The organism is Stutzerimonas sp. S1 (genome assembly GCF_025966695.1).
Taxonomy (GTDB): Bacteria; Pseudomonadota; Gammaproteobacteria; order Pseudomonadales; family Pseudomonadaceae; genus Stutzerimonas.
Window position 1 is genome coordinate 199,321 of record NZ_JAOEIY010000007.1, and the last position, 23,312, is coordinate 222,632.

The window sequence follows — 23,312 nt, forward strand, 5'->3', positions numbered from 1 at the left end:
CATGAAGGTGTTGTTCGTCTGCATGGGCAATATCTGCCGCTCGCCGACTGCCGAAGGCGTCTTTCGCCAGCAGGTACAAGCGGCCGGGGTGCAAGCGCTCGTCGAGATCGACTCGGCCGGTACCGGGGACTGGCACGTGGGCAAAATGCCGGATCGTCGTGCCTGTCTGGCAGCGAAAAGCCGTGGTTACGACATCGGGGCGTTGCGCGCGAGACAGGTTGCTCCGGAGGATTTCGAGCGCTTCGATCTGATCCTTGCCATGGATCACGATAATCTGGCGCATCTGCAAGCGTTGCGCCCGGTGGGTGCGCGTGCCGAACTGGATCTGTTCCTGCGCCGCTATGGTGTGGGTGGCGATGTCGTGCCGGATCCGTACTACGGTGGTACGGACGGTTTCGAACAGGTACTGGACCTAATCGAACAAGCGTCGCAATCGCTCCTCGATGAAGTTCTGGAGCGCCTGTGACCCTGCAGATCAAGGAGCAACGTTCGCTCAAGGCCTTCAACACCTTTGCCGTCGAGCAGCGGGCGCGCCTGTTCGCCGAGGCGCACAGCGATGCCGAGGTGCGGGAAGCGCTAGCGTTGGCGACGCAACGCGGGCTGCCACTGCTAGTGCTCGGTGGTGGCAGCAACCTGCTGCTGACACGCGACGTCGAGGCGCTAGTGCTGCGTATGGCCAGCAGCGGCAAGCGCATTCTCACGGAGCGGGACGGTAGTGTTCTGCTCGAGGCCGAGGCGGGTGAGCCTTGGCATCCCTTCGTGCTCTGGACGCTGCAGCAGGGACTGATGGGGCTGGAGAATCTCAGCTTGATTCCCGGAACCGTTGGGGCAGCGCCGATCCAGAACATCGGTGCCTATGGGGTGGAAATCAAGGACACGCTGGCCGGTATCACTGCGCTGGATTGCGAGACTGGCGAATTGCGCGACTTCACTCCGCAGGAGTGCGCCTTTGCCTACCGCGACAGCGTGTTCAAGCACCTGCCGGGGCGCTACGTCATCCTGCGGGTGCGCTTCCTGCTGCAGCGGCAGGCGCCCTTGCATTTGGAGTACGGACCCATCCGCCAGCGCCTGGCAGAGCAGGGAATCGAGGTACCGACAGCGCAGGATGTCAGTCGAGCCGTTTGCGCCATTCGTAGTGAAAAGCTGCCGGATCCGTGCGTACTGGGCAACGCCGGCAGCTTCTTCAAGAACCCACTAGTACCGCAGGCGTTGGTCGATCGATTGCGGAGCCAGTACCCGGGCCTGGTGGTCTATCCGCAAGCGGGCGATCAGGTCAAACTCGCCGCCGGTTGGTTGATCGAGCAAGCGGGTTGGAAGGGCTTTCGAGAAGGCGATGCCGGCGTCCACGGTCTGCAGGCGCTGGTTCTGGTCAATCACGGTCACGCCACAGGTGAGCAGCTGTTGCGGCTGGCTCGACGCATCCAGGCGGATATCGCTTCGCGGTTCGAGGTCGAGCTGGAGATCGAGCCGAACGTCATCTGAGGCGACTGTCTTAGTTGAGCTCAGTCGATTTTTGGTTCGAAACTTTCCGCCTGCGCCATTTGCCACATCCGGGGGTAGAAGTCGCCCTGCAGGTTATCGGCAAGCAACTCCCCGGGTTCGAGGAAGGTGTGCAGCTGCGAAAATAGCTTGATCTCGGTAGCTGACATCCTGCGCACCAGATGCTTGGCTTCCAGCTGTTCAGGATGCGACAGACCCGCAGCCGCAAGCATCTCGGACAGCGCCTTCAGGGTGTTGCGATGAAAGTTGTAAACCCGTTGCGCTTTGTCCGGTACCACGAGCGCGCGCTGCCGCAGGGGATCCTGGGTGGCAACGCCGGTGGGGCATTTGTTGGTGTGGCACGACTGCGACTGAATACAGCCGATGGCGAACATGAAGCCACGTGCCGAGTTGGCCCAGTCGGCACCGATGGCTAGCACGCAGGCGATATCGAAGGCGCTGACGATCTTGCCGCTGGCGCCCAGTTTGATGTGGTCGCGCAGGTTCAGCCCCACCAGGGTGTTGTGTACGAATAGCAGTCCTTCGCGCAGTGGTACGCCGATGTGGTTGGTGAACTCCAACGGTGCGGCGCCAGTGCCGCCTTCCTTGCCGTCGATGACGATGAAGTCCGGCAGGATTCCGCTCTTGAGCATTGCCTTGGCAATCGCCATGAATTCCCAGGGATGACCCAGACACAGCTTGAAACCCACTGGTTTGCCGCCGCTTAACTCGCGCAACTGAGCGAGGAAGGTTAGCAGCTCAAGTGGTGTGGAGAAGCTGCTGTGGCTAGCCGGCGAGACGCAGTCTCTGTCCATAGGGATGCCGCGGGTCGCGGCGATCTCGGCGGTGATTTTGTGCTTGGGCAGAATGCCGCCGTGGCCGGGCTTGGCACCCTGGCTGAGCTTCACTTCGATCATCTTCACTTGCGGATCTTGCGCCTGGCGCGCGAAACGCACCGGGTCGAAGCGCCCCTGCTCGTCGCGACAGCCGAAGTAACCGCTTCCCAGCTCCCAGATCAGGTCGCCGCCATGCTCGCGGTGATACTGGCTAATGCTGCCTTCACCAGTGTCGTGAGCGAAACCACCGAGCTTGGCGCCTTGATTCAGGGCTCGAATCGCGTTCGCGCTGAGCGAGCCGAAGCTCATCGCCGAAATGTTGAAGATCGATGCGGAGTAGGGCTGGTGGCATTGTGGGCCGCCCACCGTGACACGAAACCCTTGGGGGTCGCTATGCGGTGCGGTTCGGATGGAATGCCCGATGAACTCGAAGCCGGCGCCGTAGACATCGGCCAAGGTGCCGAAGGGTTTGTCGGCAGCCTCGTTCTTCGCGCGGGCATAGACCAGTGAGCGTTGCGCGCGAGAGAACGGTAGTGGATCGCTGTCGTTCTCCAGGAGGTACTGGCGGATCTCTGGGCGGATGGTTTCGATCAGATAGCGCAGGTTGCCGAGGATTGGATAATTGCGGCGAATCGCTTGCTTGGGTTGCAGCAGGTCGAGCGTGCCGATGGCGCTGAGTAGCGCAGTAATCAGGGTCAATCCCCAGACCTGCTCGAGCCAGGGAAGGCTGAGCAAGGTAAATGACACGCAGAACGCATAGAAGGCATAGCGGTTCATCAGCGACAGGTTCATCGGCATCCTTGTGTCTGTGTCTGTGTCTGTGTCTGTGTCTGTGTCTGGCAGCGCAGGGACGGGATGTTGCGCCTGCTAGCAGGATACTGGCAATTGCTCCTTTGGTCGGCTGAGCGCTTTGGGGCGGCGTCGAAAGCGGTTCGGCAATAAAAAAGGGACGCCGAGGCGTCCCTTTTTCCTTATCGCTGCGGATCAGGCTTGAGGCTTGTCCTTGCTGTCCTGCTCGCTTTCCTGTGTGACCTCGCTTTGCTCAGGCGCTACAGGACGTTCTTCTTCGGCAGCCGGTTTGACTGCCTCGCCTGTCTCTTCGGTCTCGCTGGACGCAATAATTTCTGGTTCCAAGCGCTCCTCAGTCTGAGCGGCAGCATCCGATTGTTCATCGGGCTGCTGCTCGGCAGCAGCGGCTGGCTCCGCGGCAACGATCTCCGGGGCGGCCGGTGGCTGCTGTGCAGCAGATTGAGCCTCACGTGCCGCTTGTTGTTCCGCTGCGGCGGCTTCCTGTGCCAGGCGCTCGGCTTCACGCTGACGGCGACGAACCTCGCGCGGATCGTTGGGTGCACGACCGCTTGGCTTGGCTGCGGCGGCTGGTTGCTCAATGAGCGCTTCTGCTGGCACCGGCTCGGTTTCCGGCGCTTCGGGTGCTGCTACCGCGACTTCGACGGTGGCCGGCGGCTGCTCTTCGCTGGCTGCCGGGAGTTCGATCGGCGCTTCGGGCTTCGCTTCCTCTGCGACCACGGCGGCCTCGACGGCAGTCGGGGCTACGATGGTCGTGCTTGGTTCGGTCGCAATGTCGGTCGGCATCTCGGCCTGAGGCGCAGCTTCGACATTGGCAACGATAGCGGCAGTCGTGGCAGCCACCGCAATCTCTTCGGTTTTCACCGGTGCATTGCTTTCATCGACGTCGGCGATTTCATTGCCATCGGCATCACGCTGACGCTCGCGGCGATTGCTGCGTCGGCGCTGACCGCGCGAACGGCGACGTGGGCGCTCGCCATCGGTGGTCTCCTGGCCTTCTTCCGCGCTCTCGTCGGTCTGCTGCAGCTCTTCCTCGCTCGGGATCTGCTCCGCGCGTGGCTTGCGTTCCTCGCGCGGTTGGCGCGGCTTGCGTTCTACGAGCTCTTCGCTCGGCGTTTCCACTACAGGGGTTGTTTCGTCGATCGGGGCGCGCAGTTCGCGTTTACGCTCTTCGCGCGGCTGCCGCTCTTCACGCGGAGCGCGCTCGCGACGTGGCTGAGTCTCCGGAGCCTCGACCTGTTCGCGGGGCTTGCGCTCTTCGCGCGGCGGTCGTGGTTGGCGTTCCTCGCGTGGCTGGCGCTCTTCCCGAGGTTGGCGCTCCTCGCGGGCCTGACGCTCCTCACGTGGTTTGCGTTCCTCGTCGCGACCGCGGCCGTCGCGGCGACGATTCTGTTGACGTCCGCTGCGACGCTCGTCATTGCGCTGTGGGCGGCTTGGGGTCGGCTTGGACGCGACCTCAACTGTCGGCTTCTGCTCTTCCTGCTTGCCGGCAAACAAGCCGACCAGCGATTTGATCAAGCCTTTGAACAGGCTTGGCTCCGGCGCGACGGCAGGGGCGGCGGCGGGTGCCTCGGCAGCAGCGACTGGTGTCGGTGCGGGCGCGCTACGTTGCGGTGCGGTCTTGACGGCGGCTTCCTGGCGTACCAGCGTCCGGGTCGAACTGACCGGCTGGACCTCTTCGGCCTCGCTGTGGCTCATCTCGTAGCTGGCTTGGCCGGCAACAATCTCAGGGCTGTCGTCGCGCAGTCGCTGAACTTCGAAGTGCGGTGTTTCCAGATGGTCGTCCGGCAGAATGAAGATGCGCGCACGGGTGCGCAGTTCGATCTTGGTAATCGCGTTGCGCTTTTCGTTGAGCAGGAATGCTGCAACCTGGAACGGCACGCGGGCCCGCACCTCGGCAGTGCGGTCCTTGAGCGCTTCTTCTTCGATCAGACGCAGAATCGCCAGCGACAGCGATTCGACGTCGCGAATGATGCCCTGGCCATTGCAGCGTGGGCAGACGATGCCGCTGGTTTCGCCAAGAGAAGGGCGCAGGCGCTGACGGGACATCTCCAGCAGGCCGAAGCGCGAGATGCGGCCGACCTGGATGCGTGCACGGTCAGCTTCCAGTGCTTCGCGCATCTTCTCTTCGACGGCGCGTTGGTTCTTGGCTGGCGTCATGTCGATGAAGTCGATGACGATCAGGCCGCCAATGTCGCGCAGACGCAGTTGGCGGGCGATTTCTTCGGCGGCCTCCAGGTTGGTCTGCAAAGCGGTTTCTTCGATGTCGCCGCCTTTGGTGGCGCGCGCCGAGTTGATGTCGATGGACACCAGTGCTTCGGTCGGGTCGATCACGATCGAGCCGCCAGAAGGCAGCTTCACTTCGCGCTGGAACGCGGTTTCGATCTGGCTCTCGATCTGGAAGCGGTTGAACAGTGGGACCGAGTCCTCATACAGCTTGATCTTGCTGGCGTACTGGGGCATCACCTGCTGGATGAAGCTCAGCGCCTCGTCCTGAGCCTCGACGCTGTCGATCAGTACTTCGCCAATGTCCTGACGCAGGTAGTCGCGGATGGCGCGGATGATGACGTTGGATTCCTGATAGATCAGGAACGGGGCGGCGCGGTCCTGCGATGCCTCCTTGACCGCCGTCCACAGCTGTAGCAGGTAGTCGAGGTCCCACTGCAGTTCTTCGCTGGAACGGCCCAGGCCTGCGGTACGGACAATGAGTCCCATGTCGGCGGGCACGTTGATGCCGTTGAGGGCTTCGCGTAGTTCATTGCGCTCTTCGCCTTCGATGCGACGCGAGATGCCGCCAGCGCGCGGATTGTTCGGCATCAGCACCAGATAGCGACCGGCAAGGCTGATGAAGGTGGTAAGCGCAGCGCCCTTGTTGCCGCGCTCTTCCTTCTCGACCTGGACGATGACTTCCTGGCCTTCGCGCAGGACGTCCTTGATGTTCACCCGGCCTTCGGGCGCCTTGCTGAAGTATTCGCGGGAAATCTCTTTGAGCGGTAGAAAACCGTGGCGCTCGGCGCCGAAATCTACGAAGGCGGCTTCGAGACTAGGCTCGACGCGCGTAATCTTGCCTTTGTAAATGTTGGCTTTCTTCTGTTCCCGGGCACCGGACTCGATGTCGAGATCGAACAGGCGCTGGCCGTCGACCAGTGCGACACGCAACTCTTCGGGCTGAGTTGCGTTAATTAGCATTCTTTTCATGTAGTACCGTCGGTTTCCGTAGCGTCCGGAAACGGCGTTCGGCACACACGACTCTCGCGGTCGGTGTCAGGTGAGTCAGGAATGGTTGTAAGGCACTCCAGTGTCCAGCGATGTGCGGCCAATTGGGCCGGCGTCGCGACGACATCTCCTGCTTGCTGTCTTGACAGCAGCAATGGTTCGGGAGGAGGAATCAGGCATCGGTAGCGGACGGAATGAAGCGTCTGTGAAAGCCTTTGCTACGCAATCCGATGCTCTGTGCATCTCCACCCAACACGCATACTTTGAAAATCGGGTGCCGCTCGCAGAATCCGGGGAGCGGGTTGTCGATTATCGCGATTCCCTAAAGGGGGCACGCATCATGTCTTCAAGGCTTGTTTCGCAACTTCACTACTGCTGAGGGAAGCTCCGTCGGACGGCCTCACGTCCTCGAGCATTTCTGCAGGTCCGGAATGGCGATATCGCTGGCATCCCTAGACCTGGCCGCTTTTGGCGGCGTTCGCGACTATAACAGCAATGTTTAAGTGCTTCAATTCCATGAAAATTGCTATGATGCCGCGATGACCAATACCCCCTCCCAGACCTCCGGTGTGCAAATACTCGAGGTCGCGCCGGAACTTGCCGGCCAGCGCATCGATAACTTCCTGCGTACCCAGCTCAGAGGCGTTCCGAAGACGCTGATCTATCGCATCCTGCGCAAAGGCGAGGTGCGGGTTAACAAGGGGCGGATCAAGCCTGAGTACAAGTTGCAGGCGGGAGATCTGGTGCGCGTGCCGCCGCTGCGCCTGGCTGAACGGGATGAGCCTGAGCCGCTTGCTCAGGGGCTGCTCGAGCGCCTTGAAGCGGCGATCGTCTATGAGGACAAGGCGCTGATCGTGTTGAATAAGCCGGCAGGTATCGCGGTGCATGGCGGCAGCGGACTTAGCTATGGCGTTATTGAAGCGTTACGGCAACTGCGGCCTGATGCTAAGGAGTTGGAGCTCGTCCATCGCCTGGATCGCGATACGTCGGGCCTGCTGATGGTTGCCAAGAAGCGCAGCATGTTGCGTCATTTGCACCAGGCGCTGCGTGGTGACGGTGTTGACAAGCGCTACATGGCGCTGGTACGTGGGCGGTGGGAGGCCTCTAAAAAGCAGGTCAATGCGCCGTTGCTGAAGAACACGCTGCGCTCCGGTGAGCGCATGGTTGAGGTGACTAGCGAGGGCAAGGAGGCGCTCACTCTGTTTCGCGTGCTGCGCCGTTTTGGTGATTTTGCCACGCTGGTTGAGGCTAAGCCGGTTACCGGACGAACCCATCAGATTCGCGTGCATGCGCGGCACGCTGGACACAGCATCGCCGGAGACAGCAAGTACGGCGATGAGGAGTTCACTCGAGCCATTCGCGAGTTGGGCGGCAAGAGGTTGTTCCTGCACGCCTATGCATTGCGTGTTCCGCTTCCAGATGGCGGTGAGCTGTCGCTCGAGGCGCCGGTGGATGAGATCTGGGCGCGCACGCTGGAGCGGCTGGGTGAATAGGTACGAGCTGCTGATTTTCGACTGGGACGGCACATTGGTCGATTCGATCGGGCGGATCGTTGAGTCGATGCAGGTTGCCGCTCGTGCCTGTGAGTTGCCGCAGCGTGATGAGGCTTCCCTTAAAGATATCATCGGCTTGGCGTTGCCCGAGGCGATTGCCACCCTTTATCCGCAATTGGCTGGTTCCTCCGTGGTTGAGGATTTTCGCCGCTACTACAGCGAGCACTATCTCGCGCTTGAAGCGCAGCCATCGCCACTATATCCCGGTGTGGCGGAGGTATTGCAGGCGTTTCGTGATCGTGGATATCTACTTGCGGTGGCCACGGGCAAGGGGCGGCTGGGGCTGAATCGCGTGTTGGCAGGGCGGGGTTGGGAGGCGTTCTTCGACGTCACGCGTTGTGCGGACGAGACTGCAAGTAAGCCCGATCCGCAGATGATCCACGAAATCCTCTGTCATTGTGGCAAGCGGCCGGAGCGGGCGCTGATGGTGGGCGATTCGGTATTCGATCTGCAGATGGCCCGGCATGCCGGCATCGATAGCGTGGCGGTTACGTATGGTGCGCAACCGGTCGAGGTCCTGCGGGGGTGTAAGCCGCGGTTGATGATCGACCGTTTTGCGGAGCTTGGTGCCTGGCTGGGCGCTGTGGATAGCTTTGAGGTGAGTGCATATGTCGGATGAATGGAAGGCGCCGGGAGTCGAGAGACCGGACGACCGTAGCAGTTGGAAGCTTCTAGAGAGAACCCTGCAGGCCGGCATTCAGGAGCAGCGGCGAGCCAGGCGCTGGGGCATTTTCTTCAAGCTGCTGACCTTCATCTACCTGTTCGGAGCCTTGGCGATGTTTTCGCCCACGTTGCAGTTCGGCAAGGATCGGGCTGCACGAGAGAGTCATACCGCGGTGATTAATGTGCGCGGAATGATTGCCGACGAAGAGTCAGCTAGCGCTGATAACGTGGTTGGCGCTCTGCGTGCAGCGTTCGAGGATGCCAATACTAAGGGCGTCATCTTGCGTATCAATAGCCCGGGTGGCAGTCCGGTGCAGTCGGGTTACATCTATGACGAGATTCGCCGGCTGCGTGGCGAATACCCGGCGATCAAGGTGTATGCGGTGATCACTGATCTCGGGGCGTCCGGTGCCTACTATATAGCCAGTGCGGCGGATGAGATCTACGCGGATAAGTCCAGTCTGGTGGGGTCCATTGGCGTGACGGCGGCGACGTTCGGTTTTGTCGAGACCATGGAGAAGCTGGGGGTGGAGCGGCGCGTATATACCTCGGGTGAGCACAAGGCCTTTCTCGACCCATTCCAGCCGGAAAAGCAGGAAGAGACCGAGTTCTGGCGCGAGGTGCTGGCAACCACGCATCGGCAGTTCATCGATAGCGTCAAGCTCGGGCGGGGCGATCGTTTGCAGGTCGCCGAACACCCTGAGTTGTTCTCCGGGTTGGTGTGGTCGGGTGAGCAGGCTTTGGAGTTGGGCTTGATCGATGGTCTGGGCAGTACCGCGCATGTTGCTCGCGAGGTGGTCGGCGAGCCGGAGCTTGTCGACTTTACCGTGAAGGAATCGACAATCGATCGCTTTACCAAGAAGCTTGGTGCTGGGGTTGCCGAGCGTCTTGCGCTGCTCGTTGGACTGCAGGGACCGGTGCTGCGATAGTGGCGCTGTATGCGGCGGACGCGTTAGGGAACCTTGATGCCCTCGGCCTGCAGCATGTCCACCAGGCGAATCAGTGGCAGGCCTACCAGGCTGGTAATGTCCTCGCCTTCAGTTGTGCGAAACAGGCAGATGCCAAGTCCTTCTGCTTTGAAGCTGCCTGCACAGTCGTAGGGTTGCTCGATTCGCAGATAGCGTTCTATGCGGTCTTCGTCCAGTTGGCGGAAGTACACCGTGAAAGGGATGCAGTCTACTTGGATGCGTCCGCTGCTGCTGTCGAGTAACGCCAGTCCGGTGTGGAAGCGGACGGCGGATCCGCTGGCGGCCGTCAGCTGCTGTTTGGCGCGTTCGAAAGTGTGGGGTTTGCCGAGGATGGTGTCGCCGAGCGCGGCGACCTGGTCGGAGCCAATGATCAGGTGGTTCGGGTGCTTTTCGGCGAGGGCTCGTGCCTTGCTTTCGGCGAGTCGGCGTGCCATATGTTCGGCGTGCTCGCCGGGCAGTGGTGTCTCATCGATATCCGGGGCGCAGCTATCGAAGGGTAGGTGCAGGCGCGAAAGCAATTCCTGGCGATATTGGGAGCTGGAAGCAAGAAGTAGGCGGCGCATGAATTCCTCCTATATATATGGAACGAATTCTATGCGTTTCGCTGATGGGAATGGGCGGATTTCCTTTGACAGCTAGGGAGTGCATCCCTAGAATGCCGCGCTTATGTTGAAAGGACCGATACCTCCGCACATTGATCCGCGCAAGCTCGCAGACCGGGCGGCTACCTTGGAAGGTGAGCTGCAATTGTCGCAGCTCACGCGGCTCGCTGATTCTCTCGAGGATGATCAGGGTGTGGTGCGCGCCAGTTTTGTTTTTGGGCGCGACGAGCAGCGAACTGCGGTAATCCACAGTCGGCTCGATGTTGAAGTCAAAATGATTTGCCAGCGTTGCCTGGAGCAGGTTGTTCTGCCGATTCATAGCGAATGCGATTATGCCGTTGTGAATGAAGGTGCGAGCAGTCAGCACCTGCCTAAGGGCTATGATGTGCTGGAAGTGGGGGAGGATCCTCTGGATCTGCTGGCGCTGGTCGAGGACGAGCTGTTGCTCGCCCTGCCGATTGTTCCACTCCATGACCCTGAAATTTGCCAGCCGCCGGTTGGGCCGGATGAGCCTGAACCGAGTGAGGACGAGGTAACGCGGTCCAACCCGTTCAGCGTACTGGCGCAGTTAAAGCGTGACCCAAACGTTTAGGAGTTGATCCAAATGGCTGTTCAGCAGAACAAAAAATCCCGTTCCGCTCGCGACATGCGTCGTTCACATGACGCCCTGCAGGCGAACGCTCTGTCCGTGGAAAAGAGCACTGGTGAAGTTCACCTGCGTCACCATGTTTCCCCGGACGGTTTTTATCGTGGTCGCAAGGTGATCGACAAGGGCGCTGACGAGTAATCCTTGTCCGGTCCGGTCATCGCGATCGACGCAATGGGCGGGGACTTCGGTCCCCGTTGCATTGTTCCGGCCAGTCTGTCTTGCCTGGCTGAACTCCCCTCGCTTCATCTGGCCTTGGTTGGCCAATCCTCTTTATTAGAACGTCTCGTTGCCGAACATGGATCGGTCGATCGTGCACGCCTGCAGATTGTCGATGCGGATGACGTGATTGGCATGGCTGAGCGGCCGGCGCAGGTGCTGCGCGGCAGGCCGCGTGCATCGATGCGAATTGCACTGGAGCTGGTGCGCGACGGGCAAGCACAGGCTTGCGTCAGTGCGGGCAATACAGGTGCTCTGATGGCTGTGGCAAGGCAGGTACTGAAAACACTGCCAAGCATTGATCGGCCGGCTATGGTTACGGCGGTGCCGACCCGCGGTGGTCCCTGTCTCCTGCTGGATCTAGGGGCGAACGTCGATTGCACTGCTGAGCAACTGTACCAGTTTGCTGTCATGGGCTCGGTTGCGGCTCAGGCGCTGGGCATAGCTGAGCCACGGGTCGCCTTACTGAATGTCGGTACCGAAGAGGTGAAGGGTAATCAACAGGTCAAGCTTGCGGCCGCATTGTTGCAGCAGGCGAGGGGCCTCAATTTCACTGGATTCATCGAGGGGGATGGGGTGTATCGGGGCGAGGCCGATGTCGCGGTATGCGATGGTTTTGTCGGCAATGTCCTGCTCAAATCCAGCGAAGGCCTGGCTGAGATGGTGGGGGAGCGTGTCGAGGCCCTTTTTAAGCGTTCGCTGGTGACGCGCATTGTGGGGGCGCTGGCATTGCCGATGTTACGCCAGTTGCGCGCGGATTTGCGGCCGTCTCGTTATAACGGTGCCAGTTTTCTCGGCCTGCAAGGCATCGTGGTGAAAAGTCATGGCGCTGCTGGTGTGGTCGCTCTCAAGTCGGCAATCATGCGAGCCGCGCGAGACGTCGAACATGATCTGCCGGGGCATTTGCGAGAGCAGTTGGAGCGGACGCTGGCGCCGGTTGGCTCGAGCGCCGGTGGCGGGTGATGTGACCGCACCGAGTGGCCCGTCATCCAACTGACATTCCCTGCGCCTGTCAGCAGGCGTGTTCATCCAGACGAACAGAACCATAAGAGAGCTGCTTCATGTCCGCATCATTCGCTTTCGTCTTTCCCGGCCAGGGTTCGCAGTCGCTCGGCATGCTCGCCGAACTGGGTGCTCAGCAGAGCGTGGTCCTTGATACATTTGCCGAAGCGTCCGCGGCGCTGGGCTATGACCTCTGGGCGCTGGCTCAGCAGGGGCCAGAGGAGCAGCTGAATCAGACCGATAAAACTCAGCCCGCGATTCTCGCAGCGTCGATTGCCCTTTGGCGTCTTTGGTTGGCGGAGGGCGGCTCGCGTCCGGCATTCGTGGCCGGGCATAGTCTCGGCGAGTACTCGGCGCTGGTTGCCGCCAATAGTCTTTCCTTTGGCGATGCAGTGAAGCTGGTCGAGTTGCGCGGGCAGTTGATGCAGCAGGCAGTACCTGCGGGCAAAGGCGGTATGGCGGCCATTCTCGGCCTAGAAGACGCTGATGTGCTGGCAGCCTGTGCCGAGGCGGCGCAGGGTGATGTGGTCAGCGCTGTCAATTTCAACGCGCCGGGTCAGGTGGTGATTGCTGGTAGCGCCACTGCGGTGGAGCGCGCGATCGAGGCTTGTAAGGCCCGAGGTGCCAAGCGGGCAATGGCGTTGCCGGTCAGCGTGCCGTCACATTGTGATCTGATGCGCCCTGCTGCCGAGCGCTTTGCAGGTGCAGTTGCGGCTATCGCTTGGCAGACGCCGCAGATTCCGCTGGTGCAGAATGTCAGCGCGGCGATCGTTGCGGATCTGGAGACCCTCCGGTGCGATCTGCTTGCTCAGCTCTACAGTCCGGTGCGCTGGGTCGAGTCGATGGTTGCTCTAAGCGAGCAAGGTGTGACTGATCTGGTCGAATGTGGCCCTGGCAAGGTGCTATCTGGACTGAACAAGCGCTGCGTGAAGGGCATCAGTACCTACAATCTGGATACCCCTGACGCCTTTGCAGCTACTCGTGCTGCGCTGGCTTGAACAAGGAGAATGCAATGAGTCTGCAAGGTAAGGTCGCACTGGTTACCGGTGCGAGCCGTGGTATCGGTCAAGCCATCGCTCTTGAGTTGGGGCGCCAGGGTGCCATTGTCATCGGGACCGCAACGACGCCATCGGGCGCTGAGCGCATCGCCGAAACGCTGAAGGCGAATGGTATTGAAGGCGCTGGGCTGGTTCTGGATGTCGGTAACGACGAGTCGGTCGCGCGCACGCTGGAGCATATCCAGCAGCACCTCGGTCAGCCCGCCATTCTGGTCAACAATGCCGGCATCACTCGCGACAACTTGATGCTGCGCATGAAGGATGATGAGTGGTATGACGTCATCAATACCAACCTCAACAGCCTGTACCGCCTTTCCAAGGCTGTGCTGCGCGGCATGACCAAGGCGCGTTGGGGCCGAATCATCAACATCGGTTCCGTCGTGGGTGCCATGGGTAACGCAGGGCAGGTAAACTACGCCGCGGCCAAGGCCGGGTTGGAAGGTTTCAGCCGAGCCCTGGCACGTGAGGTGGGGTCGCGAGGCATTACGGTCAACTCCGTGGCGCCTGGCTTCATCGATACTGATATGACCCGCGAATTACCAGAAGCCCAGCGTGACGCACTCCTGGGTCAGATTCCCCTGGGTCGTCTTGGCCAAGCCGAAGAAATTGCCAAGGTTGTCGCTTTCCTGGCTTCGGACGGCGCTGCCTATGTCACTGGTGCTACGGTTCCGGTGAACGGCGGCATGTACATGAGCTGAATGTGACGCCAAACGCAGGTCGACAGTCATAAAGACTGTCTTATTTCGCTATAAAACTGCGGACTGTTTATAGACAGAAGGTTGAAGGTGGGATCATGCTTGCCCGCTTTCAGCTTGAAATGCGGAAAACGCTTTCTATACACTACCGCGCAGACCAGCTGCCTGATTTTTCCATAGGAGTGAAAACAAGGTATGAGCACCATCGAAGAACGCGTCAAGAAAATCGTTGCCGAGCAACTTGGCGTTAAAGAAGAGGAAGTAACCAATAGCGCTTCCTTCGTCGAAGACCTGGGTGCCGACTCTCTTGACACCGTTGAGCTGGTGATGGCTCTGGAAGAGGAATTCGAGACCGAAATCCCGGACGAGCAAGCTGAAAAGATCACCACCGTTCAGGAAGCCATCGATTACATCAACGCGCACGCGCAGTAAGTTGTAATCCTGCTTCGGAACTAGGAAAGCCGCACTGCCTTGTACAAGGTAGTGCGGCTTTTCTTTGAGAGTCTATTCGCGGTGCGGTACATCGCATGGTGTGTGCCTGCGGATGTTCCCGCGTTATCACGGAGATGACCGCGGGAATCGAACCAACGTTAGGTATAGGAGAATTGCTGTGTCGCGTAGACGCGTCGTGGTCACCGGTATGGGCATGCTATCGCCACTGGGCAACGATGTGCCGAGTAGCTGGCAGGGCATTCTGGCCGGCCGCAGCGGTATCGGCCTGATTGAGCATATGGATCTTTCCGCCTACTCCACACGTTTTGGTGGTTCGGTCAAGGGCTTCGATGTCGAGCAGTATCTGCCGGCCAAGGAGGCGCGCAAGCTGGATCTGTTCATTCAGTACGGCCTTGCCGCCAGCTTCCAGGCGGTGCGCGATTCTGGTCTGGAGATCACCGATGCCAATCGGGAGCGCATTGGCGTTGCCATGGGCTCTGGTATCGGTGGGCTGACCAATATCGAAACCAGCTGCAAAGCCCTGATCGAGCACGGGCCGCGGCGTATCTCGCCGTTCTTCGTGCCTGGTTCGATCATCAACATGGTTTCCGGCTTTCTGTCGATTCATCTTGGTTTGCAGGGGCCGAACTATGCGATCGCCACCGCCTGCACCACCGGTACCCACTGTATCGGTATGGCGGCACGCAACATTGCATATGGCGAGGCGGACGTTATGGTGGCCGGTGGCTCCGAAATGGCGGCCAGTGGTCTGGGCATCGGCGGTTTCGCCGCTGCGCGTGCCTTGTCGACCCGTAATGACGATCCGGCCGCGGCCAGTCGCCCGTGGGACAAAGGCCGCGATGGTTTCGTGCTGTCCGATGGTGCCGGCGCGCTGGTGCTGGAAGAGCTTGAGCACGCGAAAGCGCGAGGTGCGCGTATTTACGCCGAGCTTATTGGCTTTGGCATGAGTGCCGACGCGTTCCATATGACTTCCCCGCCGGATGACGGGGCTGGTGCGGCGCGTTGTATCCGTAACGCGCTGAAGGATGCACAGCTCAATGTCGAGCAGGTGCAGTACATCAACGCCCACGGGACTTCCACGCCGGCGGGAGACAAGGCCGAAGCAGCAGCGATTCGCAGCGTGTTCGGCGATCACGCCTACGAGTTGTCGGTGAGTTCGACCAAGTCGATGGTAGGGCACCTGTTGGGGGCTGCTGGTGCGGTTGAGGCCATCTTCAGCGTGCTTGCGATTCGCGATCAGGTGGCGCCGCCGACCATCAACCTTGATGAGCCTGACGAAGGCTGCGACCTCGACTTTGTTCCGCATCAGGCCAAGGCAATGCCGATTGACGTGGCTATCTCCAATTCGTTCGGTTTTGGTGGTACCAACGGCTCGCTGGTGTTCCGCCGGTTCGCCGAGTGAAACGGAGCTGGGTTGACGGGCAACCCTGTACCGGGATGCCCGTCGACGATCGCGGTCTGGCTTATGGGGATGGCCTCTTCGAGACGATTCGAGTTGAGGCGGGGCAGGCGTGGTTGCTCGAGCGTCACCTACAGCGTCTGGCAGACGGCTGCGAACGCTTGGGCATCCCCTGTGACCAGGCGGCTACTCGGGCCGAGCTTCTGGAGTTCTGCCACGAACTGGTGCGGGGCGTAGCCAAGCTTATCGTTACCCGTGGTACCGGCCAGCGTGGCTACGCGCAGCCAAAGCCGTGTCACCCGCGGCGTCTCTTGCTCGGTTCGGCGCTGCCCGATTATCCAGCCCACAACTGGCAGGCGGGCGTGCGGCTTTTTCCTTGCGCGACTCGTCTCGCCGAACAGCCGCTGCTGGCGGGCATCAAACATCTCAATCGGCTGGAGCAGGTACTGGCGCGGGCCGAGTGGCACGATCCTGCCTATGCCGAAGGACTGTTGCGCGACTGCACTGGACGGGTGATTGAAGGGGTTTTCAGCAATCTGTTTGTCGTGCGTGACGGAGCATTGCTCACAGCCTCACTGCACCGCTGCGGCGTTGCAGGTGTTATGCGCGCGGAGATCATCGATCAGGCGCGGCAACTGGGTATCGTCACAGCGGTGCGGGACCTTGCTTATGACGAACTGCTGGCGGCGGACGAAGTATTTCTCTGCAATAGCGTCTACGGTATCTGGCCTGTGACGGCGCTGGCGGAGCATGCCTGGCCGGTCGGCGCGCTGACCCGTAAACTGCAAGCCGTTGTAGCCGACCTGTCGAGAGAGTCGTGATCCGTAAACTATTCATTCCGCTGGCGGTTGTCGTCGCGCTGGCAATCGCCGGCGTCGGGCTGTTCGCCTGGAAGCAATATTCCGTTCTTGAGCAGCCGCTCATTCTGCAGGAGTTGCAGCTGCTCGATGTCGAGCCCGGCGATACGCCCAGCGGCGTGTTTCAGCGCCTCGAGACGCAGGGGCTGTTGAATGATTCGTTCTGGCTGCGGGTGTACTGGCGGCTAAATCTATCCGGGCAAAGTCTACATAGCGGCGAATACCGACTCGAACCGGGCATGACGGCTCGGGACATGATCGGGCTCTGGCAGCGCGGCGAGGTGGAGCAGTACAGCCTTACGCTGGTGGAGGGGTGGAATTTCCGCCAGCTACGTGCGGCTTTGCAGGGGCAGCCGAAGCTGCAACAGACGCTGCCGGGGTTGTCCGATGCGCAGGTGATGGCTCGCCTGGGACAGCCTGATCTTCATCCTGAAGGGCGCTTCTTCCCCGATACCTATCGGTTTACCCGCGGGACCAGTGATCTCGACTTGCTGAAACGGGCTTATGTACGGCTGGAGCAGGTCCTTGAGCAAGAGTGGGCGCAGCGCGCCGAGAAGTTGCCCTATCAGAATGCCTACCAGGCGCTGATCATGGCGTCGATCATCGAGAAGGAGACCGGCGTGCCGCAAGAGCGTGGAGAGATAGCCGGGGTTTTTGTCCGTCGGCTGGAGCGCGGCATGCTGTTGCAGACTGATCCAACCGTGATCTACGGAATGGGCGACCGCTATCGTGGGCGGATCACGCGTAACGATCTACGTCGATCTACGCCATACAACACCTACACCACCGCCGGCCTGCCACCTACGCCGATCGCGATGGTGGGGCGCGAGGCGATCCACGCTGCGCTGCACCCTACGGAGGGACGCAGTCTGTATTTCGTTGCCCGCGGCGATGGCAGTCACGTCTTCAGCAACACGTTGGACGAACATAATCGTGCTGTGCGCCAGTACCAGCTCAATCGGCGCGCCGACTATCGTTCGAGCCCTGCGCCCCAGCCAACTCCGGCGACCAGCGAGAAGAAGCAGTGACAGGACTTTTCATCACCTTGGAAGGCCCGGAAGGTGCGGGTAAGAGTACCAATCGCGAGTATCTTGCCGAACGCTTGCGAAAGTGTGGGCTGGACGTGGTGCTTACCCGCGAGCCCGGCGGGACGCCGCTAGCAGAGCGGATCAGAGAGCTGCTGCTGGCGCCTGCGGATGAGCCTATGGCGGACGACACCGAGCTTCTATTGGTATTTGCGGCACGAGCTCAGCATCTGGCCCAGGTAATCCGTCCTGCATTACAGCGTGGTGCCGTGGTGCTTTGCGACCGCTTCACGGACGCGACCTACGCATATCAGGGTGGTGGCCGCGGATTGTCGGTCGAACGAATTGCGCAGCTGGAGACTTTCGTACAGCACGATCTGCGTCCGGACCTCACCTTGATCTTCGATCTTCCCGTGGAGGTGGGACTGCGTCGGGCTGCGGCTCGCGGGCGGCTGGACCGTTTCGAACAGGAGGGCCTGCAGTTCTTCGAAGCGGTCCGTCAGGCCTATCTGGCGCGCGCGCATGCTGCGCCGTCGCGCTACCGAGTACTGGACGCGGCGCAACCCTTGGCGAAGGTCCAGCAAGCGATCGATATCCTGGTGCCCGAGCTGTTGGAACGCGCCGATGGCTAATGTTCTCCCCTGGCAGATCGACCTCTGGCAGCAGCTGGCAGGTCGTGCGCAGCATGCTCATGCTTATCTGCTGCATGGGCCGCGTGGCATCGGTAAACGGCTGCTGGCCGAGCGGCTGATGGAGTTGCTGCTCTGCCAGCGCCCCTCCGCTGGCGGCGCCTGCGGGCAGTGCAAAGCCTGCCAGTTGCTGGCGGCGCATACGCATCCTGACCATTACCTGCTTGAGCCGGAGGAAGCTGACAAGGCGATCCGGGTCGACCAGGTGCGTGAGCTGGTCAGTTTCGTCACCCAGACGGCGCAGCTTGGGGGGCGCAAGGTGGTGCTGCTCGAGCCTGCCGAAGCGATGAACCTGAATGCTGCCAATGCCTTGCTCAAGAGCCTCGAGGAGCCTGCTGGCGATACCGTGCTGCTGCTGATCAGTCACCAGCCCAGTCGTCTGTTGCCGACCATCAAGAGCCGCTGCGTGCAGCAAGCTTGTCCGCTGCCGGCCCGCCAGCAGAGTCTCGATTGGCTGGCAACCCAGCTCCCAGAACTCACGACCGAGCTGTGCACGGAGCTCTTGATGCTGTCTGGCGGTTCGCCGCTGATGGCGGCGAAGTTATACGCTCAAGGAGTGCTGGAGCAGCGGGCGCTGGTGGTTGATGGCGTGAAGAGGCTGCTCAAGCAGCAGCAGTCACCCAGTCAGCTGGCCGAGAGCTGGAATGCATTGCCGCTAGGTCTATTGTTCGACTGGTTCTGCGAGTGGTCGCACCTGATTCTGCGCTATCAGATGGCCGGTGATGAAACGGCGCTTGGCGCTGCCGATATGCGAAAGGTGCTGCAGTACCTGGGGCAGAAGGCGTCGCGCGATGGGGTGATGGCATTGCAGGACTGGTTGTTAGTCCAGCGGCAGAAAGTCCTTAGCAAGGCCAATCTCAATCGTGTCTTGCTTCTCGAAGCGTTGCTGGTGCAGTGGGCAAGCCTGCCTGGGCCAAGCTAGAATCCACCGCAATTGTCGCTAGGAAAATCGCATGAGCCTGCCAGCAAATCTCGGTCCGCGTAACGGCATCTTGTCTCTGACGATCAAGGACAAATCGGTGCTGTACGCCGCCTTCATGCCTTTCATTAAGAACGGCGGATTGTTCATTCCGACCAACAAGAGCTACAAGCTCGGCGATGAGGTATTCATGCTGCTCAACCTGATGGATGAGCCGGAGAAGATACCGGTGGCTGGCAAGGTGGTATGGATTACTCCCAAGGGAGCTCAGGGCAGTCGCGCGGCGGGAGTTGGCGTGCAGTTCAATGATGGCGACTCCACAGCGCGCAACAAGATCGAAACCTATCTCGCCGGTGCGCTGAAATCCGACCGTCCGACACATACCATGTGAGTCGGGCCGGCCATCTGCCGCCCTCCAGGCCAGCGCGCGTTTGCATTACAATCCTCGCCTTTACGATTGGCGTAGCGTTCTTCTCATGCTGGTAGATTCCCACTGTCATCTGGATCGACTCGATCTCGCCCTGCATGGTGGCTCGCTCGACGCAGCACTGGACGCCGCGCGCGGACGTGGTGTCGGGCACTTTCTCTGTATCGGCGTCAGTGCCGCCAATGCTGCTGCGGTCAAGGCGCTCGCCGAGCGTTACGAGGACGTCGACTGCTCGGTCGGTGTGCATCCGCTGGATTTGCAGCCAGGTAGTCAGCCGGCTTTGGACTGGTTGCTGCGCGAGCTGGATCATCCGCGGGTGGTGGCCATCGGCGAGACGGGTCTCGACTACCATTACGAACCACAAGCGGCGGATAGGCAGCGCGAGTCATTCCGTCTGCATTTGCAGGCCGCCCGTAGCTGTGGCAAGCCGGTAATCGTGCACACTCGTGAGGCGCGGGCCGACACTCTGATGCTGCTGCGTGAGGCCGCGTTGCCACAAGCGGGGGTGTTGCACTGCTTCACTGAAGATTGGGAGATGGCCAAGGCCGCACTTGATCTCGGGTTCTATATTTCGCTTTCCGGCATCGTCACCTTCCGCAACGCTGATGCCTTGCGCGAGGTGGCACGCCTGGTGCCGGCCGAGCGGCTGCTGGTTGAAACCGATTCGCCGTACCTGGCACCGATTCCCTATCGGGGGAAGCCCAATCTGCCGCAGTACGTACGCGAGGTCGCCGAGTTCCTGGCGGACCTGCGAGGTGTGACATTCGACCGGTTGGCCGAACAGACCACTGAGAACTTCAAGCGACTGTTCCCTCTGGCGCGCGTGGCAGGCTGATTCCTGCCGGTCCTGCCGGGACTCGCTACGCTGTGGCACCGCCCGTGTACAATGCGCGCCGTTAGGTCTACGGCCGTGGTCAAGTCCGGCGTTGAGTGCTGCTTGGAACTGCTGGCGCGACCTATGTTTCCATGCTGTCTGCTTTGGCACGGCGCTCCCCAATCCGTCACAGAAGGTGGCGCAATGACCCGCGATACATTGCATGCCGGCCCGCTTCAGCGTGGCCTGAAAAATCGTCACATTCAGCTCATCGCGCTCGGTGGCGCGATCGGTACCGGCTTGTTCCTCGGCTCGGCAGGGGTGCTGAGAAGCGCCGGCCCGTCGATGATTCTCGGATACGCCATCGGTGGTCTGATCGCCTTCCTGATCATGCGCCAGCTCGGTGAGATGATCGTTGAAGAGCCAGTGGCCGGCTCATTTAGTCACTTCGCCCACCAGTATTGGGGGCCTTATGCGGGTTTTCTCTCCGGCTGGAACTACTGGGTACTCTATGTGCTGGTGGGTATGGCCGAGCTGACGGCAGTCGGCAAGTACGTGCAATTCTGGTGGCCGGAGATGCCTACGTGGGCGACGGCGGCGGTGTTCTTCGTGTTGATCAATCTGATCAACCTGACCAATGTGAAGGCCTTCGGCGAGGCGGAATTCTGGTTCGCCATCATCAAGGTCGCTGCGATCATCGGCATGATCGTGCTCGGACTGTTCCTTTTGTTCAGCGGCCAGGGGGGCGAACAGGCGAGTATCAGCAATCTGTGGAGTCATGGCGGCTTCTTCCCCAATGGCATCAGTGGCATGGTCATGGCGCTGGCGATCATCATGTTCTCCTTTGGCGGGCTTGAGCTGGTCGGAATCACCGCGGCGGAAGCGGCGGAGCCGAGAACGGTCATTCCCAAGGCGATCAACCAAGTGGTGTATCGCATTCTGATTTTCTATATCGGTGCTTTGAGCGTGCTGCTGGCGCTCTATCCCTGGGATAGCTTGCTGCAGACCCTGGGGTCAGCAGGCGATCCGTACAGCGGCAGCCCGTTCGTGCAGATCTTTTCGCTGATCGGCAGCGATACGGCGGCGCACTTGCTCAACTTCGTCGTGCTGACCGCTGCGCTGTCGGTCTACAACAGCGGCGTGTACTGCAACAGCCGCATGCTCTATGGTCTGGCCGAGCAGGGCGACGCGCCGAGGGCGTTGCTCAAGGTCAATCGTCGCGGTGTGCCGGTACTGGCGATCGCGGTATCGGCCGCAGTGACACTGCTCTGTGTGGCCATCAACTATCTGGCTCCGCAGAATGCGCTCGAACTACTGATGTCGCTGGTCGTGGCCTCACTGGTAATCAACTGGGCGATGATCAGCCTGGCGCATCTGAAATTCCGCAAGGCAATGCAGCAGCGCGGTGTGGAGCCCGGCTTCAAGGCATTCTGGTTCCCCTTCAGTAACTACCTTTGCCTAGCATTCGTGGCTGGCATCCTGGTCATCATGCTGTTTATTCCGGGTATTCGCCTGTCGGTGTACGCCATTCCGTTCTGGGTCGCATTCCTCTGGCTGTGCTTTCGCCTGCGCCGTGCCCGGGCAGTCCGTATCGGTTGAGCGGGCAAAAAAAACCCGGATCCTGAGGAAGCCGGGTCAAGACCATTAGGAGTATGAGAGCGCAATCCTCGCGCTCTCAGCTGGTCAGGCAGTGGGGGGAATGCCTCACCAGTGCTCTCAAGTATTAGTCCGATCAGCGAGTTCTGCCGCGAATGGCCTTGTTTTTCTTAAACCTATTTGGAATACATCACTTTGTGCTTGATCGCTCAGCCACGGGCAAGGCTGCGGATCAGGCTTAACGTATCGTCGATGACCGGCGTCTGAGTGTAGAAGTGCGGCGATAAGCGAATGCCACCACCGCGCATCGCGCAGACGACCTGGGCGGATTTCAGCTGCTCGAACAATTCCGGGTTGGGTCGGTTGTCGAGGCGGAATGTGAGTATGCCGGATCTGCGTTCACCGGCTCCTGGGCTGAGCAGCGTGACGCCATCGATGCCGGCCAAGCCTTGGCGTAGCCAGTCGATGCGCTCCGCCAATGCGTTGGCGACACTCGGGATGCCGACCTCCTCGAGCAGCGATAGGCTCGCTTCCAGCGCCATCGTGCCAAGCATGTTGGGACTGCCGCATTCGAAACGACGGGCTGTGCGTGCCGGCTCCCAGTCGTTGCGATCATAGTCGCCAGCGTGTTCGAGCATATGCCAGCCAAACTCGTGCAGCTTCAACTGTTCGCGCAAATCGCTCCGACAATAGAACACGCCGAGTCCCTCCGGCCCCATCATCCATTTATGTCCATCGGCCATGGCGAATGCGCAGCGGTTCTGCTGCGCGTCGAACGGTAGTGCGCCCAGTTGCTGGATTGCATCGATGCACAGGAGCACGCCGCGCTGCTCGCAGCCTTCGCCCAGGCGCGGAAGATTCAGGCGCATGCCGCTGGCGTACTGCACGGCGCTGATCGACATCAGGCGCACCCGCGGGCCGCAGGCGGCTAGCAGATCCGCTTCCGGATCCAGACCCTTGAGACTGACCTGAATGACATCCACGCCCTGTGGGCGTAATGCCTCCCACACGACACAGTTGGAGGGAAACTCTTCGTCGCTGATGACGATCTGGTCGCCTTGCTTCCAGTCCAGGCCGAAAGCGACGAACGACAGTGCCTCCGACGTGTTCTTCACCAGGGCGATGTCCGCGCTGCTAGGGGCGTTGAGCAGCCGAACCAGGCGTTCACGCAGGCGGCTCTCAATGTGCAGCCAGTCCGGATAGTCGCGCGCACCGATGGTCATGTTTTGGTCAGCGAATCTCGCTACTGCGTCAGCCGCACGGCGAGGCCAGGGCGCGACGGCTGCATGGTTCAGATATCGCAATCCGACCGGATGTGGAAATTCGTCACTAAATTGAATCATGGCTGGATGTCCCGTGCATTTCATGACTGGATAGGCATAATGGCCA

23 protein-coding genes are annotated in these 23,312 nt (G+C 60.6%); 19 read left to right on the forward strand and 4 right to left on the reverse strand.

What is annotated here, in order from left to right; genetic code table 11:
• Position 1 precedes the first annotated feature (1 nt).
• Positions 2-466 carry a low molecular weight protein-tyrosine-phosphatase gene (locus tag N8H22_RS16765; RefSeq protein WP_264591643.1) on the forward strand — a complete coding sequence of 155 codons (465 nt, stop codon included), beginning with the start codon at positions 2-4 and terminating at the stop codon, positions 464-466.
• Positions 463-1,482 (forward strand): UDP-N-acetylmuramate dehydrogenase, encoded by a 1,020-nt coding sequence (gene murB, locus N8H22_RS16770; protein WP_264591644.1) that lies wholly within the window; start codon positions 463-465, stop codon positions 1,480-1,482. The genes N8H22_RS16765 and murB overlap by 4 nt, the downstream gene beginning before the upstream one ends.
• A gap of 20 nt (positions 1,483-1,502) precedes the next feature.
• Here the strand turns inward: murB and N8H22_RS16775 are convergent, their stop codons facing one another.
• Positions 1,503-3,107, reverse strand: a complete 1,605-nt coding sequence (locus N8H22_RS16775) for an FMN-binding glutamate synthase family protein (protein ID WP_264591645.1) — start codon at positions 3,105-3,107, stop codon at positions 1,503-1,505.
• Between the two features lie 192 nt (positions 3,108-3,299).
• Complete coding sequence (rne, locus tag N8H22_RS16780; RefSeq protein ID WP_264591646.1) at positions 3,300-6,320, reverse strand: ribonuclease E; 3,021 nt, start codon at positions 6,318-6,320, stop codon at positions 3,300-3,302.
• Positions 6,321-6,877: 557 nt separating this feature from the next.
• Here rne and rluC point away from each other — a divergent pair.
• Genes rluC through sppA form a run of 3 tightly spaced genes read left to right on the forward strand, consistent with a single transcriptional unit; the run spans position 6,878 to position 9,483 of the window.
• Entirely contained in the window at positions 6,878-7,831 is a 954-nt protein-coding gene (rluC, locus tag N8H22_RS16785; protein WP_264591647.1) for a 23S rRNA pseudouridine(955/2504/2580) synthase RluC, read from the forward strand.
• The gene (locus N8H22_RS16790; protein ID WP_264591648.1) at positions 7,824-8,510 is read left to right on the forward strand and encodes an HAD-IA family hydrolase; all 687 of its coding nucleotides are present in this window, start codon (positions 7,824-7,826) and stop codon (positions 8,508-8,510) included. Before rluC ends, N8H22_RS16790 begins: the two co-directional genes overlap by 8 nt.
• Positions 8,500-9,483 carry a signal peptide peptidase SppA gene (sppA, locus tag N8H22_RS16795; RefSeq protein ID WP_264591649.1) on the forward strand — a complete coding sequence of 328 codons (984 nt, stop codon included), beginning with the start codon at positions 8,500-8,502 and terminating at the stop codon, positions 9,481-9,483. Before N8H22_RS16790 ends, sppA begins: the two co-directional genes overlap by 11 nt.
• 23 nt (positions 9,484-9,506) lie before the next feature.
• Here sppA and N8H22_RS16800 read toward each other — a convergent pair whose 3' ends face one another.
• The gene (locus N8H22_RS16800) at positions 9,507-10,085 is read right to left on the reverse strand and encodes a nucleoside triphosphate pyrophosphatase (protein WP_264591650.1); all 579 of its coding nucleotides are present in this window, start codon (positions 10,083-10,085) and stop codon (positions 9,507-9,509) included.
• Positions 10,086-10,188: 103 nt separating this feature from the next.
• Between N8H22_RS16800 and N8H22_RS16805 the strand changes: the two genes are divergently transcribed.
• From N8H22_RS16805 to N8H22_RS16870, 14 genes are all read left to right on the forward strand, one after another.
• Positions 10,189-10,716: a YceD family protein gene (locus N8H22_RS16805; protein ID WP_264591651.1), complete on the forward strand. Its 528-nt coding sequence runs from the start codon at positions 10,189-10,191 to the stop codon at positions 10,714-10,716.
• Positions 10,717-10,728: 12 nt separating this feature from the next.
• Positions 10,729-10,911: a 50S ribosomal protein L32 gene (gene rpmF, locus N8H22_RS16810; protein WP_008570655.1), complete on the forward strand. Its 183-nt coding sequence runs from the start codon at positions 10,729-10,731 to the stop codon at positions 10,909-10,911.
• A gap of 3 nt (positions 10,912-10,914) precedes the next feature.
• Positions 10,915-11,952: a phosphate acyltransferase PlsX gene (plsX, locus tag N8H22_RS16815; protein WP_264591652.1), complete on the forward strand. Its 1,038-nt coding sequence runs from the start codon at positions 10,915-10,917 to the stop codon at positions 11,950-11,952.
• A 98-nt stretch (positions 11,953-12,050) separates the two neighbouring features.
• Positions 12,051-12,989: an ACP S-malonyltransferase gene (gene fabD, locus N8H22_RS16820; RefSeq protein ID WP_264591653.1), complete on the forward strand. Its 939-nt coding sequence runs from the start codon at positions 12,051-12,053 to the stop codon at positions 12,987-12,989.
• A 14-nt stretch (positions 12,990-13,003) separates the two neighbouring features.
• Positions 13,004-13,747: a 3-oxoacyl-ACP reductase FabG gene (gene fabG / locus N8H22_RS16825; protein ID WP_264591654.1), complete on the forward strand. Its 744-nt coding sequence runs from the start codon at positions 13,004-13,006 to the stop codon at positions 13,745-13,747.
• 192 nt (positions 13,748-13,939) lie between these two features.
• The gene (gene acpP, locus N8H22_RS16830) at positions 13,940-14,176 is read left to right on the forward strand and encodes an acyl carrier protein (protein WP_003283670.1); all 237 of its coding nucleotides are present in this window, start codon (positions 13,940-13,942) and stop codon (positions 14,174-14,176) included.
• 178 nt (positions 14,177-14,354) lie between these two features.
• Complete coding sequence (gene fabF, locus N8H22_RS16835; protein WP_264591655.1) at positions 14,355-15,599, forward strand: beta-ketoacyl-ACP synthase II; 1,245 nt, start codon at positions 14,355-14,357, stop codon at positions 15,597-15,599.
• A complete protein-coding gene (gene pabC, locus N8H22_RS16840; RefSeq protein ID WP_264591656.1) occupies positions 15,596-16,417 on the forward strand; it encodes an aminodeoxychorismate lyase in 822 nt (273 codons plus the stop codon). The genes fabF and pabC overlap by 4 nt, the downstream gene beginning before the upstream one ends.
• A complete protein-coding gene (mltG, locus tag N8H22_RS16845; protein ID WP_264591657.1) occupies positions 16,414-17,481 on the forward strand; it encodes an endolytic transglycosylase MltG in 1,068 nt (355 codons plus the stop codon). Before pabC ends, mltG begins: the two co-directional genes overlap by 4 nt.
• The gene (gene tmk, locus N8H22_RS16850; RefSeq protein ID WP_264591658.1) at positions 17,478-18,110 is read left to right on the forward strand and encodes a dTMP kinase; all 633 of its coding nucleotides are present in this window, start codon (positions 17,478-17,480) and stop codon (positions 18,108-18,110) included. The genes mltG and tmk overlap by 4 nt, the downstream gene beginning before the upstream one ends.
• Positions 18,103-19,089: a DNA polymerase III subunit delta' gene (locus N8H22_RS16855; RefSeq protein WP_264591659.1), complete on the forward strand. Its 987-nt coding sequence runs from the start codon at positions 18,103-18,105 to the stop codon at positions 19,087-19,089. Before tmk ends, N8H22_RS16855 begins: the two co-directional genes overlap by 8 nt.
• A 31-nt stretch (positions 19,090-19,120) precedes the next feature.
• Positions 19,121-19,477, forward strand: coding sequence for a PilZ domain-containing protein (locus tag N8H22_RS16860; protein ID WP_264591660.1), 357 nt, complete (start codon positions 19,121-19,123; stop codon positions 19,475-19,477).
• Positions 19,478-19,562: 85 nt separating this feature from the next.
• Positions 19,563-20,348, forward strand: coding sequence for a TatD family hydrolase (locus N8H22_RS16865; RefSeq protein ID WP_264591661.1), 786 nt, complete (start codon positions 19,563-19,565; stop codon positions 20,346-20,348).
• 183 nt (positions 20,349-20,531) lie between these two features.
• The gene (locus N8H22_RS16870) at positions 20,532-21,926 is read left to right on the forward strand and encodes an amino acid permease (protein WP_264591662.1); all 1,395 of its coding nucleotides are present in this window, start codon (positions 20,532-20,534) and stop codon (positions 21,924-21,926) included.
• A gap of 206 nt (positions 21,927-22,132) precedes the next feature.
• On the opposite strand, the gene N8H22_RS16875 is transcribed toward N8H22_RS16870, so the two are convergent.
• The gene (locus N8H22_RS16875) at positions 22,133-23,266 is read right to left on the reverse strand and encodes an aminotransferase class V-fold PLP-dependent enzyme (RefSeq protein ID WP_264591663.1); all 1,134 of its coding nucleotides are present in this window, start codon (positions 23,264-23,266) and stop codon (positions 22,133-22,135) included.
• Positions 23,267-23,312: the final 46 nt, after the last annotated feature.

Bases quoted from the DNA above. Each gene is read 5' to 3' on its own strand.
- fabG (WP_264591654.1), top strand. From the start codon at position 13,004: ATGAGTCTGCAAGGTAAGGTCGCACTGGTTACCGGTGCGAGCCGTGGT.
- N8H22_RS16870 (WP_264591662.1), top strand. From the start codon at position 20,532: ATGACCCGCGATACATTGCATGCCGGCCCGCTTCAGCGTGGCCTGAAA.
- N8H22_RS16775 (WP_264591645.1), bottom strand. From the start codon at position 3,107: ATGAACCTGTCGCTGATGAACCGCTATGCCTTCTATGCGTTCTGCGTG.
- N8H22_RS16765 (WP_264591643.1), top strand. From the start codon at position 2: ATGAAGGTGTTGTTCGTCTGCATGGGCAATATCTGCCGCTCGCCGACT.
- N8H22_RS16860 (WP_264591660.1), top strand. From the start codon at position 19,121: ATGAGCCTGCCAGCAAATCTCGGTCCGCGTAACGGCATCTTGTCTCTG.
- N8H22_RS16805 (WP_264591651.1), top strand. From the start codon at position 10,189: ATGTTGAAAGGACCGATACCTCCGCACATTGATCCGCGCAAGCTCGCA.
- rpmF (WP_008570655.1), top strand. From the start codon at position 10,729: ATGGCTGTTCAGCAGAACAAAAAATCCCGTTCCGCTCGCGACATGCGT.
- sppA (WP_264591649.1), top strand. From the start codon at position 8,500: ATGTCGGATGAATGGAAGGCGCCGGGAGTCGAGAGACCGGACGACCGT.
- N8H22_RS16865 (WP_264591661.1), top strand. From the start codon at position 19,563: ATGCTGGTAGATTCCCACTGTCATCTGGATCGACTCGATCTCGCCCTG.
- N8H22_RS16875 (WP_264591663.1), bottom strand. From the start codon at position 23,266: ATGATTCAATTTAGTGACGAATTTCCACATCCGGTCGGATTGCGATAT.
- acpP (WP_003283670.1), top strand. From the start codon at position 13,940: ATGAGCACCATCGAAGAACGCGTCAAGAAAATCGTTGCCGAGCAACTT.
- fabD (WP_264591653.1), top strand. From the start codon at position 12,051: ATGTCCGCATCATTCGCTTTCGTCTTTCCCGGCCAGGGTTCGCAGTCG.
- N8H22_RS16800 (WP_264591650.1), bottom strand. From the start codon at position 10,085: ATGCGCCGCCTACTTCTTGCTTCCAGCTCCCAATATCGCCAGGAATTG.
- N8H22_RS16855 (WP_264591659.1), top strand. From the start codon at position 18,103: ATGGCTAATGTTCTCCCCTGGCAGATCGACCTCTGGCAGCAGCTGGCA.
- rluC (WP_264591647.1), top strand. From the start codon at position 6,878: ATGACCAATACCCCCTCCCAGACCTCCGGTGTGCAAATACTCGAGGTC.
- rne (WP_264591646.1), bottom strand. From the start codon at position 6,320: ATGAAAAGAATGCTAATTAACGCAACTCAGCCCGAAGAGTTGCGTGTC.